Source organism: Vibrio sp. R10-SG3-ISO3 (assembly GCF_059834225.1).
The window spans coordinates 91,861-110,424 of record NZ_JCBDHE010000042.1 but is presented as its reverse complement, the minus strand read 5'-3'; the positions used below and the strand labels follow the sequence as shown (position 1 = coordinate 110,424).

The 18,564-nt window shown below is 52.1% G+C and carries 18 protein-coding genes; 11 read left to right on the top strand and 7 right to left on the bottom strand.

Annotation, left to right across the window (positions count from 1 at the left end):
• Nucleotides 1-409 precede the first annotated feature (409 nt).
• Genes AC6R1A_RS11750 through AC6R1A_RS11730 form a run of 5 tightly spaced genes read right to left on the bottom strand, consistent with a single transcriptional unit; the run spans nt 410 to nt 4,109 of the window.
• Nucleotides 410-1,093, bottom strand: a complete 684-nt coding sequence (locus AC6R1A_RS11750; RefSeq protein WP_500632587.1) for a histidine phosphatase family protein — start codon at nt 1,091-1,093, stop codon at nt 410-412.
• 8 nt (nt 1,094-1,101) lie between these two features.
• A complete protein-coding gene (cobU, locus tag AC6R1A_RS11745; protein ID WP_500632586.1) occupies nt 1,102-1,662 on the bottom strand; it encodes a bifunctional adenosylcobinamide kinase/adenosylcobinamide-phosphate guanylyltransferase in 561 nt (186 codons plus the stop codon).
• The gene (locus tag AC6R1A_RS11740; RefSeq protein ID WP_500632585.1) at nt 1,659-2,468 is read right to left on the bottom strand and encodes an adenosylcobinamide-GDP ribazoletransferase; all 810 of its coding nucleotides are present in this window, start codon (nt 2,466-2,468) and stop codon (nt 1,659-1,661) included. The genes cobU and AC6R1A_RS11740 overlap by 4 nt, the downstream gene beginning before the upstream one ends.
• Nucleotides 2,468-3,496, bottom strand: coding sequence for a nicotinate-nucleotide--dimethylbenzimidazole phosphoribosyltransferase (cobT, locus tag AC6R1A_RS11735; RefSeq protein ID WP_500632584.1), 1,029 nt, complete (start codon nt 3,494-3,496; stop codon nt 2,468-2,470). The genes AC6R1A_RS11740 and cobT overlap by 1 nt, the downstream gene beginning before the upstream one ends.
• Before the next feature lies 1 nt (nt 3,497).
• On the bottom strand, nt 3,498-4,109 hold the full coding sequence (locus AC6R1A_RS11730) for a flavin reductase family protein (RefSeq protein WP_500632583.1): 612 nt from the start codon (nt 4,107-4,109) through the stop codon (nt 3,498-3,500).
• A gap of 509 nt (nt 4,110-4,618) precedes the next feature.
• Here AC6R1A_RS11730 and AC6R1A_RS11725 point away from each other — a divergent pair.
• The 5 genes from AC6R1A_RS11725 (at nt 4,619) to cdd (ending at nt 9,004) form a co-directional block, all read left to right on the top strand.
• Nucleotides 4,619-5,245 (top strand): Rossmann-fold NAD(P)-binding domain-containing protein, encoded by a 627-nt coding sequence (locus AC6R1A_RS11725; RefSeq protein WP_500632605.1) that lies wholly within the window; start codon nt 4,619-4,621, stop codon nt 5,243-5,245.
• Between the two features lie 182 nt (nt 5,246-5,427).
• Nucleotides 5,428-6,852 (top strand): exodeoxyribonuclease I, encoded by a 1,425-nt coding sequence (sbcB, locus tag AC6R1A_RS11720; protein WP_500632582.1) that lies wholly within the window; start codon nt 5,428-5,430, stop codon nt 6,850-6,852.
• 15 nt (nt 6,853-6,867) lie between these two features.
• Nucleotides 6,868-7,233: a CidA/LrgA family protein gene (locus AC6R1A_RS11715; protein ID WP_334550520.1), complete on the top strand. Its 366-nt coding sequence runs from the start codon at nt 6,868-6,870 to the stop codon at nt 7,231-7,233.
• Entirely contained in the window at nt 7,233-7,910 is a 678-nt protein-coding gene (locus AC6R1A_RS11710) for a CidB/LrgB family autolysis modulator (protein ID WP_500632604.1), read from the top strand. Before AC6R1A_RS11715 ends, AC6R1A_RS11710 begins: the two co-directional genes overlap by 1 nt.
• Nucleotides 7,911-8,116: 206 nt before the next feature.
• Nucleotides 8,117-9,004, top strand: coding sequence for a cytidine deaminase (gene cdd / locus AC6R1A_RS11705; protein ID WP_500632581.1), 888 nt, complete (start codon nt 8,117-8,119; stop codon nt 9,002-9,004).
• Nucleotides 9,005-9,153: 149 nt separating this feature from the next.
• Here the strand turns inward: cdd and AC6R1A_RS11700 are convergent, their stop codons facing one another.
• On the bottom strand, nt 9,154-10,383 hold the full coding sequence (locus tag AC6R1A_RS11700; RefSeq protein WP_500632580.1) for a cyclic di-GMP phosphodiesterase: 1,230 nt from the start codon (nt 10,381-10,383) through the stop codon (nt 9,154-9,156).
• A 187-nt stretch (nt 10,384-10,570) separates the two neighbouring features.
• Between AC6R1A_RS11700 and purT the strand changes: the two genes are divergently transcribed.
• Nucleotides 10,571-11,746, top strand: coding sequence for a formate-dependent phosphoribosylglycinamide formyltransferase (gene purT / locus AC6R1A_RS11695; RefSeq protein ID WP_500632579.1), 1,176 nt, complete (start codon nt 10,571-10,573; stop codon nt 11,744-11,746).
• A gap of 112 nt (nt 11,747-11,858) precedes the next feature.
• On the opposite strand, the gene AC6R1A_RS11690 is transcribed toward purT, so the two are convergent.
• Nucleotides 11,859-12,512 carry a thiopurine S-methyltransferase gene (locus tag AC6R1A_RS11690; protein WP_500632578.1) on the bottom strand — a complete coding sequence of 218 codons (654 nt, stop codon included), beginning with the start codon at nt 12,510-12,512 and terminating at the stop codon, nt 11,859-11,861.
• A 309-nt stretch (nt 12,513-12,821) separates the two neighbouring features.
• Between AC6R1A_RS11690 and AC6R1A_RS11685 the strand changes: the two genes are divergently transcribed.
• The 5 genes from AC6R1A_RS11685 (at nt 12,822) to hutU (ending at nt 18,549) form a co-directional block, all read left to right on the top strand.
• On the top strand, nt 12,822-13,595 hold the full coding sequence (locus AC6R1A_RS11685) for a nucleotidyltransferase family protein (protein WP_500632577.1): 774 nt from the start codon (nt 12,822-12,824) through the stop codon (nt 13,593-13,595).
• A 152-nt stretch (nt 13,596-13,747) separates the two neighbouring features.
• Nucleotides 13,748-14,458 (top strand): histidine utilization transcriptional repressor HutC, encoded by a 711-nt coding sequence (hutC, locus tag AC6R1A_RS11680; RefSeq protein ID WP_334550531.1) that lies wholly within the window; start codon nt 13,748-13,750, stop codon nt 14,456-14,458.
• Nucleotides 14,459-14,565: 107 nt separating this feature from the next.
• Nucleotides 14,566-15,786 carry an imidazolonepropionase gene (gene hutI / locus AC6R1A_RS11675; RefSeq protein WP_500632576.1) on the top strand — a complete coding sequence of 407 codons (1,221 nt, stop codon included), beginning with the start codon at nt 14,566-14,568 and terminating at the stop codon, nt 15,784-15,786.
• Nucleotides 15,779-16,852 carry a formimidoylglutamase gene (gene hutG / locus AC6R1A_RS11670; protein ID WP_500632575.1) on the top strand — a complete coding sequence of 358 codons (1,074 nt, stop codon included), beginning with the start codon at nt 15,779-15,781 and terminating at the stop codon, nt 16,850-16,852. Before hutI ends, hutG begins: the two co-directional genes overlap by 8 nt.
• Nucleotides 16,849-18,549 carry a urocanate hydratase gene (hutU, locus tag AC6R1A_RS11665; RefSeq protein ID WP_500632574.1) on the top strand — a complete coding sequence of 567 codons (1,701 nt, stop codon included), beginning with the start codon at nt 16,849-16,851 and terminating at the stop codon, nt 18,547-18,549. Before hutG ends, hutU begins: the two co-directional genes overlap by 4 nt.
• Nucleotides 18,550-18,564: the final 15 nt, after the last annotated feature.

Below are 18,564 nucleotides of genomic sequence, written 5' to 3'. Positions count from 1 at the left end.
TTGCACAGCGGTGTATGTTAATGAATTGAACCGACAATTTATGTAGAAGCGATCAAACTTATCGACACCAATTGTGTGCTTCATCGAAAATTATCCATCAACTGGGCATCACCCTACCCACAAGACTCACTGTGCAGGCAACCGAACGGCGCCCCGTTCAGCTACGTAAAAACTTCAATCATTTAAAGAGGTTGTTCATGACGCGCCGTCGTCCCATTCTGACAACGCGCCAAGCTTTAGGCAGTGTAATCGAATCACAATAAAACGCATCCTCTTTTGCGTCTTTCGATGCGCTTTTGTGTGCTTAAATGCAGCCCATTGCGTATCGATTGATGTGACTTGATACCTGCTCGCCATTGTTAAGTCGCTATCGGTGACAAGACAGCCTTAAGCGATTAAGAGATAACCCTTACCCAGTCCCTAGCGGCGCGCCAATCATTCGTACCCGTGCGTGCTGAGCTTGGACCTGACCGCTCTCATCGGTGTAAAACTCAAGCTGCGTGATCGATTGGTTCTCAATATGCAAGGTTGAAAACAGCGCCGGATTTTGCCAATCGAGTCCAAGCACATAAGCCAAAATCATCCGAATCGTGCCGCCATGCGTCACCACTAAGGTATCGTGTGAAAGCTCAGCAACAAACGCTTGCCAAGCGTTCACGACGCGATGATAAAAACGCTCTAACGTTTCTGCGCCGGGTAACGGGTGCTGAGCCGGATGCTGCCAAAACGCCTCCAGTGCAGACCACTGCTCACCCACCTCATCAAAAGGAATGCCATCGAGTTGACCAAACGAAATCTCGCGCCATTGAGGCTCTATCGTCACAGGGACCGTAACTGGGGTTGAGACCGAATGGGTGAGTGGACTGGCGGCGCTTTGTTGCTCTTCACCCAACGCCTTCAGGGCTTTAGCAAGATCAGCGCAACGACGCAGGGGTGAGGTGACGATCGGCAGCAAAGCGTATCCATTGTCCGCCAACGCACGCGCGAACGCCTGTTGGCGCTCCGCCGCCACCGCCACATCCGTATGACCATACAAAGCAGGCTTGCCATCCACTTTGGCGTGACGAACAAGCGAGACTCGGATTGAAGACATCCGCACTCCTACGATTTCAATGAAACAGGCAAACCAGCGGCCACCAGCGTCACCTTGTCTGCCACTTGGGCAATGGCTTGATTCATCCAACCGGCATGATCGACAAAGCGGCGCGAGATTTCGCCCAATGGCACCACGCCCAACCCTACTTCGTTGCTGACTAAGATAATATCCGCGCGGCAGCGCTGAATGCTCGTTACTAACTGCGCCACGCTTTGTTGGGTGTTTTCATCGCTGAGCGTCTCGCCGCCGTTGTAAATGACATTGTTCAGCCACAGCGTCAAACAATCGATCAGCACCACATCGTACTGACCAAAGTGGACCAGTTGCTCACTCAACTCAGTGGGACACTCATGCAGGTGCCACCCTTCACCGACGCGCTGAGCTTGATGGTGCGCAATCCGACTGGCCATTTCTTGGTCGAGATGAGTTGCCGTGGCGATGTAGTGTTTTTTGACTACCTCACTCCCCAGCGCGGCGTTACCCGCTTCACACAGCGAGCGAATTTGCGCTTCGGCAAAGCGCGATTTGCCTGAGCGAGCGCCGCCAAGCACCAAATGAATCGTCACCCTGCACCTCCAGTGAGAATGGGGCCACCGAGCGCAAGCAACGTGAGATAACAGAGCAACTCCATGATCTGCTGCGCCGCGCCCAAGCAGTCACCGGTAAAGCCGCCGAGGCGCGCCTGCAACCAGCGTTTAAAGCCAAAGCGAAACACCACAGCGACAATCACTAGCGCTAGCACCGCGCCCGCGGATAAAAACAGGCAAGACGCTGCGGCTGTCATAACGAGAATGGCTAATTCAAGCCGAGTTTGACGCTGCGCCAAGGGCTTACTTTTACTGCCACTGAGATCGCTGACGTAAGGCATATCGAAAATGAACGAGGCGGCCACCGCACGACTCAAGGTATAGCCGACAATAAGGATCACACCGATGGCAGTGATACTTTGACTCACTTGCTCGATGAGTTCACTCAGCAAAACAAACTTACCCAATAGCGCCATGATAAGTGCACTGGCGCCATAAGTACCGATGCGGCTGTCTTTCATGATCTCAAGGCGGCGCTCGGTGGTCATGCCGCCGCCAATACCATCCGCCATGTCCGTTAGGCCATCTTCATGAAAGGCGCCTGTGAGCATCAAGCTAAACACCATCATGACAAACAGCGCCGCACTGCTGGGCAGCCACCACTGCGCTGCGCCATACACCAAGGCGCACAACGCGCCCAAAATGGCGCCGACCAACGCAAAATAACGCCCGGCTTGGTTCATGCGCGCCTCACTATAAGGCGTCGAAGACGGGATAGGGAGACGCGAGAAAAATCCCAACGCCAAACAAAACAGTTGCCATTGATATTTGCTCGCGCGCCACATTAGACCGTTACTCCGGCTTCTTCAAAGCTCGCCATCGTGTTGTAGAACTCGGCGGCGCTGCGCAGCAAAGGCACGGCCAATACCGCGCCAGTGCCCTCACCTAGGCGCAGCTGCAAGTCAAGCAGCGGCAAAGCTTCCAGTCTTTGCAGCAACAATTGATGACCCGACTCATGCGAGCGGTGGGCAAAAATCATCATCTCTCGGCTTGAAGGTTCAAGTTCGCTTGCCACCAACGCTGCCACACTGACAATGAAACCATCAACTAGCACCGGCACTTTCGCTTTAGCCGCCGCCAAGAAAGCGCCAACCATCTGCACAATCTCAAACCCGCCGACCTCGGCCAATATCTCTTTCACGTCTAGACCGTCACAGCGCGCAACACCTTGAGCAACCAGCGCCACTTTGCGCTCGTACTGCTCATCGGTGATGCCCGTTCCGCGGCCGACGCAGCGCTCGACCGACTCCTTGGTCAAGGCACTCAGCAGGGCCGCCGCGCTACTGGTGTTACCAATGCCCATTTCACCAAACATCACCAGATCAGAACCAGATGCGATCACCTTGTCGACCACCTGCGTCCCCAGACGCAAGCCGTTCTCGACCTGCTCAGCACTCATCGCCGCTTGCTTGGCAAAATTGTGGGTTCTCACGCCAAGGCGCTGAGAGATAAACTGCGCCGAGTCAGACTCCACAGGCAGTAAAATTCCGCAATCAACGACAGTAAGCGCAACATCGTTGGCGCGGCAGAAACAGTTCACCGCAGCGCCACCCGCTAAAAAGTTAAGCACCATTTGCTGCGTCACAGCGCTAGGCGCAATGCTGACGCCCTCATCGGCAATCCCGTGATCGCCAGCAAAGACGATAGCAGCAGGTTGGTTGAGCGTGATGCGCTGCGCGAGTTTTCCCGCTTTGCTGCTTTGGATCAGCGCCAATTGATGGGCGGCTGACTCAAGCAAGCCAAGCGAGCCAAGAGGTTTGGTTTTTTGGTTGATACGGTGCCAAATGGCGTCAGAAAAAGCGTGGTTTAACATGTTATTTGGGCCTAGCTACAGAAAAAACGTCACGGGTCAAAGCGTATTGGCTGCCCCCGAGACGGGAAAGTGGGTTGAGCGACAGAGCATCAATCGTCAGGCGTTTGCCCTCTTCTGTCACGATATTAGGATCAAGGTAGATCTGCTCAATCTTGGCAAAAATAAGGCTTTGCGGGGTATCACCGATCTCTTTGACTTCAAACAGCGAACAACCAAACGCCACCGGGCAACCTTGCACCCGAGGCAGTTCAAAACCGTCAAAGCCAACCAACTCAAGACCGGTGGCTACCACTTCTGACTCACCATGCTCTAGGGTTGCGGCGGTTTGCGTCACCGACTCGGCTTGCGCCTGATGAGCGATATGCACCACCATTTTTCGGTTTGCTAGTACATTGCGCGTCGTGTCTTTGATCTCGCCACTGGGCTTTTTGCCCACCGAAAACATCAACAGCGGTGGATTGCTAGAAATTGGCGTAAAGTACGAAAACGGCGCCAAATTATAGTTTTGCGTGCCTGATTGCGTCAGTACCCAAGCGATAGGTCTGGGAATCACCGTTTGCGTCATCAAATGATAAATGTCCGCAGGCGGCATGGTCGTCAAGTCAATGTTCATCACGTATCCCTATGGTGAGATTGAATTTTTGTCAGTGTACCGCGAAATACCGTTTTGAACACCCGCCGCCCCTGTTGTGATTGACCATTTGCTGGTCAATTCATCGGTTTTATTGACCTCAACTGGTATTTTTCTCCATTTGTACTATATTTTCATCAATAACGTAGAACGCTTTGATCAGTAACGTAGAGCGCAAGGAGGTCTGTATGATTGCAAATCGACGTTCAAGTAAACCCAAAAACGGCTCGTCCTCACCCAAGAAAAGCACTCGTCGCTTACCTTTCTCACTCACCTAACCCCGGTTCTTCCACACAAGGACACAAATACCTATTAGATCGCAAAAGATAGGATGGGATCATAGACTTTTCGCTGATCCTGTAGGATTCTTCGTTCACCTTCCTCGAATTCATGCAAGGCTGACGGTGAACCAGACTGAACACAACCCCAACGAACGTGCACCGCTTGTCGTCATCACGGCAGGCGCCACGGGCCTAATTGGCAACGAGCTAATGAAGCAGATGCTCGAGGCCGAGCCCATCGAGGCTATTTACGCGTTATCTCGTAAAGCCCTGCCCTATTTTCATCCCAAATTAGAGACGCTGATTCACCCTGAACTGGAAGTACAGACGTGGACAGACGACAAACCGACGCCCACCTATGGCTTCATTTGTTTGGGCACCACACGCAAGCAGGCAGGCTCTAAAGAGGCGCTAGAACACGTCGACGTCAAGCTGGTGTGTGAGGTCGCGAGCGAAATGAAACTGCTTGGCGTGACGCGTCTCGCAGTTGTCTCGAGTTATGGCGCGTCATCGCGCTCACTGTCTCATTACCTACGCTGTAAAGGGAAAATGGAACTGACCATTGAGCGTATGGGGTTTGAGCAAGTGGTGTTCGTTCGCCCTGGTCCATTAGTGGGGCTAAGAGACACCCCTAGAAATGATGAACTGGTTTTGCAAGCGGTGCTAAAAGTGGCGCGTCCACTCATGATAGGCCCATTGCGCAAGCTGATTCCCATTCATGCCAGTGACGTCGCGCGAGCTATGCAGTACGCGCTGTTTGCAAAAGAAAAAGGCCAGAGCAGAATCCGTGTCCTCGAAAGCCCAGATATGTTGGCGCTGATTGAGCGCTATCGTTAGCAGTCGATGACTCGTAGCGCCTCTACGTTGGCCGTCGAGTCCTTATTGTCCTTGATTTGTCCTGACGCGCAGAAAATCGTCACCCATTGCCCTAGCTTGAAAGTTTTTCGCCATTTCCCTTGCTTGCGCGCCCTTTCTTGACGGATACTTCACGTCAATCGCACGCAATTTCTGGAGAACCCATGCAATCTGATAATCAACCGACGTTTTTCTTCTTTGATTATGAGACTTGGGGAACCAGCCCTGCCAAAGACAGGCCGAGCCAGTTTGCAGGCGTACGCACCGATATGGATTTCAACATCATCGGTGAGCCGCTGGTGATTTACTGTCAGCCACCTGCCGATTACTTACCCGCGCCAGAAGCGGCGCTCATCACCGGTATCACTCCGCAAACGGCGGTCAGTAAAGGGCTGCCAGAACCTGAATTTATCGCCCAGATTCACGCGCAATTGGCAACGCCTAATACCATTAGCTTGGGCTACAACAGCATTCGTTTTGATGATGAAGTGACGCGCTATACCTGTTACCGCAACTTTATTGATCCCTATGCGTGGAGCTGGCAAAACGGCAACTCTCGCTGGGATCTTTTGGATGTGCTACGCGCTTGTCATGCGTTGCGACCTGAAGGCATCGAGTGGCCAGAAAACGAAGAAGGCTTTATTAGCTTTAAGTTGGAACATTTGTCGGTCGCCAATGGCATTGAACACGCCAACGCGCACGACGCGATGGCGGATGTGATTGCCACCATTGAGATGGCAAAAAAAATCAAAGCCGCACAGCCCAAATTGTTTGATTACTTTTTGTCGATGCGCCACAAACGCAAACTCAATGAGCTGATCGATATTGTCAACATGACCCCCTTGATGCACGTCTCCGGCATGTTAGGCCGAGAGTGCCAATACACCAGTTGGATGGTTCCAGTGGCGTGGCACCCGACCAACCAAAACGCGGTTATCATGGTGGACTTAGCCAAAGATCCTCAGCCACTGTTGGATTTTGATGTCGACGCACTCAACACGCGTTTGTACACCAAGCGAGACGACCTAGGGCCAGATGAACTGCCCGTGCCGGTCAAACTGGTGCATCTCAATAAGTGCCCAATTCTCGCCCCTGCGAAAACCCTCACGGCGGACAATGCCGCTCATATTGGCATCGACCGCGAGCAGTGCTTACAAAACCTAGCCACGCTTCGCCAACACCCAGAAATCCGCGAAAAGTTGATTGGCTTGTACAGTATTGAAAGAGAGTACGCCGCGTCATCCGACGTGGATACTCAGTTGTATGACGGTTTCTTTTCTCCTGCCGACAAAGCAGCCATGGAGATCATTCGCCAAACTGAACCGCAGCAACTCGCAGGTCTAGACATTGAATTCAGTGATCCACGCATCGCCCCGCTACTATTTCGCTACCGCGCACGCCACTACCCATGGACATTGGATGAAAAAGAGCAGCAACAGTGGGCGGCGCATTGCCGCGAGTACTTCGAAAGTCGCATTGAAGATTACATGATCAATCTGGAAAACTTAGTTCATGAACATGAAAGTGACGAAAAGAAAGTCGCGATCTTAAAATCGGTCTATCAATATGTTCAACAGTTGGTCTCTTAAGGCAACACCGCTCTTATGCCTCGTACTTTATTGCACTACTTCATCTCATTTGGCTTGATTTTTCTCTGCCTGATCGCCGGTCTCAATATTCAGCAATGGCTGGAGACCTCGATTCCCGGCAGCATCATCGGCATGCTTATTTTGTTCTCCTTGATGGCAAGCGGCTTGGTGCCCTCAAAGTGGGTCAAACCCGGTGCGACGCTGTTTATTCGCTATATGGTACTGCTGTTTGTGCCCATCAGTGTCGGCTTGATGGAACACTTCGATCTGCTCTACCACAATGCGTGGCCAATTCTGGCAAGTGCGATTGGTGGCACGGCGATTGTCCTCATCTCTCTGGGCTGGATGCTCGATCGCCTGCTTAAGCGAGGCGACCAATGATGTGGCTACTCGTGACTGTGGTGGTGTTTTTGAGTGCGCGTTGGGTGTGCAGTAGAGTCAACTCACCGTTAATGAACCCGCTGCTGGTCAGCCTAGCGGTTCTTATCCCGCTCCTGACTTGGCTAAACGTTCCTTTTGAAAGCTATTACGAAAGCAATCACTGGATCAATCTCCTGCTGCAGCCTGCGGTTGTGGCCTTGGCCTACCCACTGTATGAGCAGCTCCCCCAAATTCGGGCCAATTGGCGCATCATTATGTTGGCATGCGGCGTGGGTAGCGTCCTGTCAATGGCGACGGCCAGTCTGATTGCCGTTAGCCTAGACACCGACTTAACCTTGATCGCCAGTTTACTCGGCAAATCGGTAACCACACCGATTGCGATGGAAGTCTCTAGCCATTTGGGTGGCGAACCCGCGATTGCAGCGATTTTGGTGCTATTGGTCGGCTTGTTTGGGGCGATTTTCGCCTACCCTATCTATGGGCTGTTAAACATCACCCACCCAATTGCAAAGGGTCTGACCATGGGCACCGTCTCACATGCCCTTGGCACCGCGACCTGTGCGGAGAAAAACGCGCAAGATGCGGCGTTTAGCTCTCTGGCTCTGGTGGTATGTGGCGTGATCACCTCCATATTGGCACCGTCATTTTTCGCTCTGGCACTCTGGTTATCGCACTAGCTGCGGCTAGACAGTGCGCCAGAATTGTGTGACATCACTCATCTATCAGCAAATTTGCACTCGTTACAAACGTAAGTGTGATTTTTATCACTGTATTGTTTGGTGCGTCGCATAGAATGATTGTCCAGTATCACAAGATGTCAACAACCTAGCTATGTTTTCCCTAGCATCGAGCTTGACTCTGAAATAACAATAAAGGATTCACTATGACCAGCCGCATAGAACAAGCCCTGACACAGCTCCCTAGCGACGTTGCCGATTACCTCAAACCCATCGTGCTGAGCGAGTCATTTGATGCCACCCTGTCAGCCGACCAATTTGAGCAGTTAAAAAACATCAGCGGTAAAAACGATGCTGATACGCGAGTGATGCTCTTGCCTGTCGCGGCGGCGTTCTCCTACGCCCCCCTGTCTAAATTCTACGTGGGCGCGATTGTGCGCGGCTTAACGGGTCGCTTATATTTCGGTGCCAACGTTGAGATTGCCGGTGTGCAACTCGGTCAAACGGTACACGCCGAGCAATGTGCCATCAGCCATGCGTGGATGAAAGGCGAGCAAGGCATTTCTGACATCACCATCAACTACAGCCCTTGTGGCCACTGTCGTCAGTTTATGAATGAACTGTCGACGGCAAAAGAACTCACGGTTCAATTGCCTGAACGTGAAGGCAAGACTCTGCACGATTATCTGCCAGAAGCCTTTGGCCCTAGCGATCTCGGCATTGAGTCGGGTTTGATGTCTGAGGTCAATCACGGCTATCACAGTGAAGACGGTGACGAGTTGGTACAAGCGGCTCTGAAAGCGCTGAATATGAGCCACTCACCTTACACTCACAACCTGAGCGGTGTCGCACTCAAAACCACCGATGGGTCGACCTATCTCGGTGCGTACGCTGAAAACGCTGCGTTCAACCCAAGCTTGCCACCACTGCAAGTCGCGTTAATTCAACTGTTGATGGCCGGTAAATCCTTCAGCGACATTGAATCTGGTGCCTTGGCAGAGATGGCCGAAGGCGGAATCAGCCACCTCGCCGACACGCAAGCGACCCTTGAAGTATTAGGACCAGATATTCCGCTGACCTATCTTGCGATCTAAGCTTTAGCGCCGACAAATTGTGCTCGATAAAAAAGCGCCTTTTATCCACATAACGTGAGTAAAAGGCGCTTTTTCTGTTTACGGTGGCAGTGTTGTCTGCGAAGACCTATTCTGCCTACAACGAAAAGTAGCGGCTCACTATCGATGCATCAAACGTCAAAGAACGGCGTCGCATCCACTTCTAGCTGACTTGGCGCAATCGCTTTGGCAATCTTGACGCTGCTGCGCTTGAGATCGACAAAAGCCACATCAACATAACGCTTGTTCTTACGCGAGTAAAAGCACTTCACTTCCGGTTTCAGCGGCTCAGATTCATTGGATGTCCAGACGATGCCCACTCGCCCATCACTGAGTTCGACTAACGCCCCCACTGGGTACATACCGATACAGTTGATGAACTTATACACCAAGTCACGATCGAGGTGATTGGGCGTGAGGCTCAATAGAATTTTAAACGCCTCTGCCGAGCTCATTCCGCGCTTGTAGACGCGATCCGCGGTGAGGGCATCGTAGATATCCACAATGCAACTCATGCGACCGTGCAGTGGAATTTCATCCCCTTTAAGGCCATTCGGGTAGCCGTTGCCGTCCAGTTTTTCGTGATGCATCAGACAGACATCACGGCTCACATCACTGAGCCCAGTCACGGACATGATCATATCTTTCGCAAACACTTGATGAAGCTTCATGTGCTCAAATTCTTCCGGTGTTAAGCGTGCCGGTTTGTGCAGCACCTTATCACACACCTTCACTTTGCCCACATCATGAATAATGCCGCCGATCGCCATCTCTTTGAGCATCTCTCTTGGCAATTGCAGATGTTTACCAAAGGTCACCAATAAGGTGGCCACATTGACCGAATGCTCCAATAGATACTCGTCCTTGTTGCGCAGCGCTGAAACACATTGCAGCGCATCGGAGTCCACCAGCGCCGATTCAATCAAATCTTCCGCCCAATCATCAAACTCATCGACATGGACCGTTTTACCATCAAAAGTTTGGGTCAATACGCGATGAGCGAGCCCTTTGGCTTCACGAATAATATTGCTCGCTTTCTTCTGCATGGAAAAACGGCTTTTGGCTTTACGCTTAACTGCCTCGGTCTTCACCGATTCTACCGCCGCAGGTGGCGAAATGTTGTGCGAGTCATCGAATGGCTGTTGCACGGGTTTAAAAGTGCAACCTTTAGCAGACAAACTTTCGTCAACCCAAGCGAATTGGATACCATTTTTGATCAGTTGATTGACGGCTTGCTCTGACGGCACGCGCCCAGCATTTGCTAGGTTCACCTTTTTGTTGTCTTCCAGTGCGGTGACAAACATACCGACGGTTAGAGTGTCGATTGGAATTTTGATGGAATTATTAGGATCGTATTGCATTCTTATTTGATGATTACTCTACAACAAGTCACTTTAATATTATAACTCTGATTTATGCTACATGCCCAACAAATACATGCAAGAGTCCTAATATAAGTCACAAAATTGAGATAGACGCAAACGTTTGCCTTTTGAGATCTATCCTCGTATGATCAGCGCCAAATTCTACATCTCTAAAAGGTTGATTATGTTTGGTACAGCGACTCGTCAAAATGCAACGCGTGTTCTTCTCCTCGGCTCAGGTGAACTGGGTAAGGAAGTCGCCATTGAGTGTCAGAGACTGGGCTTAGAAGTCATCGCGTGTGACCGCTATGAAGATGCCCCTGCTATGCAAGTCGCGCATCGCAGTTACACACTAGACATGCTTGACGGCGACGCGCTGCAAGCCATCATCGACAAAGAGCAGCCTCACTATGTCGTGCCAGAAATTGAAGCGATCGCAACCGACAAGCTGGTGGAGCTTGAAGCGCGTGGTCTCAATGTCGTGCCGAGTGCGAAAGCCACACAGTTGACCATGAACCGCGAAGGCATTCGCCGCTTAGCCGCAGAAACACTCTCTCTGACCACCTCTCCATACCGATTTGCCGACAACTATGACGAATTCACCGCAGCGATTGAAGCGGTCGGTCTGCCATGCGTGTGCAAGCCTGTGATGAGTTCATCGGGTAAGGGACAAAGCGTCATTAAGACAGATGCAGACATCGAAAAAGCCTGGGCATACGCTCAAGATGGCGGCCGCACTGGCGCAGGTCGCGTGATTGTTGAAGGCTTTATTGATTTTGATTACGAAATCACCCTACTGACGGTACGCGCCGTTGACGGCGTTCATTTCTGCGCCCCAATTGGCCATCGCCAAGAAGATGGCGATTACCGTGAGTCTTGGCAGCCACAAATCATGTCGGATAAGGCGCTAAAAGCGGCGCAGCATGCGGCGCAAAGCGTTGTCGATGCATTAGGCGGCTACGGCATTTTTGGTGTCGAACTCTTTATCAAAGGCGACACGGTGATTTTCAATGAAGTTTCGCCGCGCCCACACGATACCGGCCTGGTCACTTTGATGTCACAAGACAGTTCAGAGTTCGCACTGCATGTCCGCGCGTTTACCGGCATGCCAATCAGCAGCATCACTCAATACGGCCCTGCCGCGTCTGCCGTCGTGTTAGGTCAAGGCACCTCACAAGACATCCGTTTTGAAGGCATGCAACAGGCACTCAGCGCGCCTCAAACCCAGCTGCGTTTATTCGGTAAACCTGATATTAACGGTCGCCGCCGTCTTGGCGTTGCGATTACACGCCGTGACAGCATTGAGCAAGCCATCGAGAGCGCCGTCGACGCAGCCAGTAAGATCAAGGTGATTTACTGATAGGTGCACGCCTGCCTCTACACGCCTGCCTCTATTTAAGTAATAAAAAACTCTGGTCCGAAATGGCCAGAGTTTTTTATTTTCGCCGATTGTCAGAGTTCCGGTCGTCGACTCATGATGGCGCCTGAATCAAATAGACCTCTTCGGCAAAGCGTGACAAACCGCGCTTCGCAATTTTTGGATGGCGCTCGTCGGCATCATCTCGATAGAGCTTAGTCACTTGATACCCCTCAAACAGGGTACGAACTTCCTGCTCGGCAACACTAAATGGGGGCCCCGCCATCTCTAATTGAGGATAATCTAAGGTGACGAGTAAAATCCGCCCACCGGCTTTAAGTAACGACTGAATTCTTGCCACATAGTCGACACGCATCTCTTCAGGCAGCGCCACTAAGGCTGCGCGGTCATAGACCAAATCGACCGGTTTGACGGGCGCGGTAAAGACGTCTCCGGTGTAAATAGAAAGCTCATCGAACTGAAACAGCTCATGCTGACCATTGAGAGGGATCACCAACGGCGTATAAAAGTGCTCGGCGAAAAAGGCGCGCACCGCAATGTTACTCAGCTCCACCCCTTGCACATCACTGTGTTTGGTGGCGAGCCACACCAAATCTTCTGATTTACCACACAGAGGCACAAATACGTTTTCGTCTGCGCTGGGTTTGGTCGCTGGCCAGTATTGAATCAGCAGTGGATTCACGTCTTCCAAGTGGAAACCAATCTCATTGGATGCCCATTTGGCATGCCAAAACTCTGGATCTTTCATTCTCTTTCTCTTTCGATGACTGACGTGCCATAGCCTAACGGAAAGTCAGCCTTCGTGGTAGGTGGCATAAGGCATTCGGCGATGGAATCTGGTCATAATTGGTTACAACTAGCGGATGAACTTAAGCAAAAACGCGCAATCCAACCAAGGTAAGTTAATGAAATTGAGACCAACATCATAATTCAAAAGTTTATCGAATAGCGGACCTTGGAAAGGCCATTTCCATCCCAAGATCTTAATCAGACACGTAGCACTTAGCGGTTCCTTTTTCCTCCATTTTCTAAGCGACTACGATTCTAAGGAGAGTGAATGAGCGTATTCTTGCGTACCACTGCACTGATGCTGTTAATGCTCAGCCGCGCCCCGGCGTTTGCCGCGATCCCTATGGCCCCTGACCGAGATGAAGGATCCAGTACTAAGCAAAACCAAGTCAGCCCTAAAGCGTTTAAACACAACTTGAGCGGTTTGTACGGCATTAAATCAACCGACGCCTCACCCACTCAACCCTATTCAGATTTTGACGTGCTCTACAGCAAAGCGCACCAAGCACAAGCGGAGCTCGAAACCTTATGTAAAAGTACCGCACTGTTAACCTCCACCGACGCTTACTTTGCTGGCGTAAAATCAAGCCAGCGAGCACAAGAGAAAATTGCCCATGAGCTCGACGGTCAAGTGGATCGCATCACCGACCTTGCCAGAGCCACCATAGTGGCGCACGATATTGATGGCTTGATGTCCGCCTATGAAGCATTAGCGCGTGAAACTACGTTAGTCAAAGTGAAAAACCGTTTTAAGAGCCCACAAGCATCAGGCTATCGTGACTTGAATATTTTGGTTCAACTGCCTAAAACTCAATTGGTTGCAGAAGTGCAACTGCACCTCAAAGCCATTGCGGACGTCAAAAATGGCGCAGAGCACGATATTTATGAGCAGATTCAGCTGATTGAGCGTCAAGCCGCCGCCGAATCGCGCCCGCTTAATGACATTGAAATGGCCAAGGTCGATAAAATGCGCAAGCTCTCTAAAGCGCTGTATCAAGACGCTTGGCACCCCTACCTCACTACGCATCTTAGCGCTGCCTAATTAAGTTCAGCTCTCCTCATTAATGGGCAAACAAGGGTCAAGACCCTGTTTGCCTCACAACTTGCTCACTCCTGCTTGACGCATTCAACCAATCGGTTACCCTTTTGTATAGTCAATAATGGATGGCGTGTCCCTCTGAAATCAGTGAGCTTATGAGTCAATCACCGTTGTACCTGCAAATCAAACACTACATCGAACAACAGATCAGCTCGGGTCATTGGCCGGTCGGTCACCAAATCACCACCGAGCTTGAGTTAACCAAGCAGTTCAATGTCAGCCGTATGACGGTCAACAAAGCGATTCGCGATCTGGTTGCTGAGGGCAAACTTCAGCGCCGACCTCGATTGGGCACGTTTGTTTGTGCACCAGATGAGAAAGCGGAGTCACCGCTGCTTGATATTCGTAATATCGCAGAAGAGGTCGCGCAGCGAGGCAAAGCCTACTCCAGTAAAGTGATTAAGCAGGTCGAGTTATTGGCCGACGGCGTGATTGCGACCAAGCTGGGGGTGATGCTCGATACCAAGGTGTTTTACAGTGAAATCATTCACTTTGAGGACAACTCCCCAATTCAATACGAACTGCGCTGGGTCAACGAGGCGTATGCGCCCGACTATCTCTCGCAGGACTTCACCACCTTAACGCCCAACCAATACCTTTCTCAGCACTGCCCGCTCAGTGCGATTGAACACACAGTGGAAGCGATCGTGGCAGATGATAAAGTCCGCAGCGCATTAAAGTTGGCGGCGAACGAGCCCTGTTTGCTGCTCAATCGCCGTACCTGGAGCCAAGATAAACTGGTCAGTACCGCGTTACTTTATCACCCCGGTACGCGTTACAAACTCAGCTCTAAAGTGACCTTCTGACCGTTTGAAATTGGTCTAGCGATCACATTTTCATAACATCACACTTGATCATTTGACTACTCAAGACTCATTATTTGTATATACATTTAAATCTAAGAGTCTATCGAATGTTCTCCTCTGAGCTACCCCACTACGACTTGGTGCTCTGCAATGCTCGGCTCGTGACGATGTGTGAGGGCGAGAGCGGCTATCAAGTCAGCGCGCCGGCCAGTATCGGTATTGTGCAAGGCAAAATCGCCTTTATCGGCGACATCCAACCGCAGCCCGAACGCTATGATTGCCAAGGCCAACTGGTGACGCCGGGGTTGATTGATTGCCATACCCATCTGATTCATGCCGGTAGCCGAGCACACGAATTTGAAATGCGATTGTGCGGCGCCAGTTATCAAACCATCGCGGAGCAAGGCGGCGGCATTCTCGCAACCGTGAAAGCCACTCGAGAGGCGAGCGAACAGACGCTCACCGAACTCGCGCTGCCTCGTTTGGATGGACTGCTGCGCACCGGTGTCACCTCTGTGGAAATCAAATCCGGTTATGGCCTGACGCTTGCCGATGAACTGAAAATGTTGCGCGCGGCCAAAGCACTAGAGCAGCACCGTAAGGTGCGCGTGACGCCCACCCTGCTTGCCGCTCATGCAGTGCCACCAGAATACCAAGGACGCGCCGACGATTACGTTGATTATATTTGCCAAGCGATCATTCCTGCCGTGGCTGATGAGCAGCTTGCCACTAGTGTGGATGTCTTCTGTGAATCCATCGGCTTTTCACTGGCGCAAACCGAGCGTGTCTTCCAATGTGCGACCGCGCATGGGCTCGCGGTTAAAGGGCATACTGAGCAACTGTCGAACCTTGGCGGCAGTGCGTTAACGGCCAAGTACTCTGGGCTCTCAGCGGATCATATTGAGTACCTGGATGAGACCGGCGTGAATGAGCTTGCTCAATCAGGCACTGTTGCCACCTTGCTCCCCGGCGCGTTTTACTTTTTAAAAGAGACGCAGCGCCCTCCGATAGGCTCCTTGCGCCAAGCCGGCGTCCCTATGGCGCTAGCGACAGACTTCAACCCCGGCACCTCGCCGTTTGCCGACTTGACCATGGTGATGAACATGGCGTGCACCTTGTTTGGCTTAACGCCGCAAGAAGCACTGCGCGGTGTCACCTGCCACGCCGCGAAAGCGCTGGGCTATGGACAGACACGCGGGCAGATAGCACCGAGCTTTGACGCTGATCTTTCGATTTGGGACATCGCCCACCCAGCAGACCTTAGCTACCAGCAAGGCATGCCACGTTTAACCGCACGTGTTGTATTGGGAGAGCTCAATCATGCCTAATCAACCCCACTTAGCTTTTCACTGGCAAGGGCGCGATGACAAAGAAGATGGCGTACTGGGCCAGCGCGTGCATCATGTCGTTACCTCTACCACTAGTGACGCGCTCAGTGAGCACACTCAAGATGCCATTTCTCTATTGGGTTTTGCCTGTGATGAAGGCGTGGCGCGTAATAAAGGACGAGTCGGTGCCGCCAATGGGCCAGATGCGATTCGCCAAGCATTGGCAAACCTCGCGTGGCATGAATCTAGCCGTTGGCTGGACTTAGGGAATGTCACCTGCACCCAAGGTCAGCTTGAGTCGGCGCAGCATGAGTGCGCGCAGCACATTTCACGCGCCCTTCTGCACAGCAAAGTGATCACCTTAGGTGGCGGGCATGAAGTGGCGTGGGCCTCTTTTCAGGGGTTAGCGAGCTTTCTTCAGCACCACTTAGATAAAACATCGCCTGCAACAACAACTCAAGGCGGAGCTCAACAGCAGCAGATCGCACCGAAGATAGGCATCATCAATTTTGATGCCCACTTTGATTTGCGCACCTTTGATACCCAAGACACGCAACCGAGCTCAGGCACGCCGTTTCATCAAATTGCTCGTTACTGCCAAGCGCATCAGTGGCCCTTTCAGTACGCGTGCATTGGCGTAAGCCGCGCGAGCAATACCGCCGCGCTGTTTCAACGCGCGGATGAACTGGGCGTCTTGTACATCGAAGACACCGAGCTCGCGCCTTACTCACTCAAAACCCCACTAGAGCTGTTGCGCCAATTTATCGAGCAGTGCGATCACCTCTATCTCACTATCGATCTGGATGTGTTTCCTGCCGCCACGGTACCGGGCGTGAGCGCACCAGCCGCTAGGGGCGTGAGCCTTGATACCTTGTCGCCACTTTTACAGCTCTGTCTTGCTCAGCCTGAAAAGCTGCGTCTAGCCGACATTGCCGAATACAACCCTAAATTTGACATCGACCAGCAAACGGCGCGATTCGCAGCCCGCTTATGCTGGGACATAGCTAAGGCCATGGTGAACACACCAAGCCAGACTAAACAACCGAACAAGGAGTTCCCCCAATGAGTCAACCGACCAAGCATCACAACCCGCGCCTTGATACGGCGCGTACCATTCGCGCGCCACATGGCACAACCTTGCGCGCGAAGTCTTGGCTCACCGAAGCGCCACTGCGTATGTTGATGAATAATTTGGACCCCGATGTGGCCGAGCACCCACACGCACTCGTCGTGTATGGCGGTATCGGCCGCGCGGCGCGCGATTGGGCGTGTTATGACAAAATCGTCGAGGTGCTGGAGCGCCTTGAAGAAAACCAAACCCTAGTGGTGCAATCGGGCAAGCCTGTTGGTGTTTTCCCTACTCATAAAAATGCGCCACGCGTACTGATCGCCAACTCAAATCTCGTTCCCCATTGGGCCAACTGGGAGCACTTTAATGAGCTCGATAAGCAAGGGCTGATGATGTACGGTCAAATGACGGCGGGCAGTTGGATTTACATCGGTTCACAAGGGATCGTCCAAGGCACCTATGAAACCTTTGTCGCGGTAGCCAAACAACACTTCTCTGGTGATGCCAGTGGCCGTTGGGTGCTTACCGGAGGCTTAGGCGGCATGGGCGGTGCGCAGCCGTTGGCCGCGACGATGGCGGGCTTTTCGATGATCGCCGTTGAATGTGATGAATCTCGAATCGATTACCGTCTGCGCACGGGCTACGTCGACAAGAAAGCGACCTCGCTCGATGAAGCACTAGCAATGATCGCAGACGCCACCTCGCCGATTTCTGTTGGCTTACTGGGCAACACCGCCGATATTTTCCCTCAGTTGGTTGAGCGCGGCATTACACCGGATGTTGTCACCGATCAAACCTCGGCGCACGATCCTCTGAATGGCTACTTACCATCAGGGTGGACGATGGCACACGCTGCGACAATGCGCTCACAAGATGAAGCCGCCGTGGTGAAAGCGGCCAAGCAATCCATGGCGCGCCAAGTGCAAGCGATGCTCGATTTACAATCGCGCGGTGCCGCTACCCTAGATTACGGCAACAACATCCGCCAAATGGCGCTTGAAGAGGGCGTCGAAAATGCGTTTGATTTCCCTGGCTTTGTCCCTGCCTATATTCGCCCACTGTTCTGCGAAGGGATTGGACCATTTCGCTGGGCGGCGCTCTCTGGCGATCCGGAAGATATCTACAAAACCGACCAAAAAGTGAAAGAGCTGATCCCCGATAACCCCCATCTGCACCATTGGCTCGATATGGCGCGCGAGCGCATTCAATTCCAAGGTTTACCGGCACGTATTTGTTGGGTGGGCCTTAAAGATCGCGAGCGTCTTGGCCAAGCATTCAATGAAATGGTCAAAAACGGCGAACTCAAAGCGCCGATTGTGATTGGCCGCGATCACCTTGATTCTGGCTCGGTGGCCAGCCCGAACCGTGAAACAGAAGGCATGATGGATGGCTCTGACGCCGTCTCAGATTGGCCTCTATTGAATGCACTACTCAATACCGCAGGCGGCGCCACTTGGGTGTCGCTGCATCATGGCGGCGGTGTTGGTATGGGCTTTTCACAACACTCGGGTATGGTTATTTGCTGTGATGGCAGCCAAGATGCCAGCGAGCGAATTGCACGTGTCCTGCACAATGACCCTGCAACAGGAGTAATGCGCCATGCGGATGCAGGCTACGATATCGCGAAAAAATGCGCCGCAGAGCAAGGATTAGATCTTCCTATGCTCAATGAAGAACTGAAAAAGCTAAAATAACCCGCGCACGAGAAG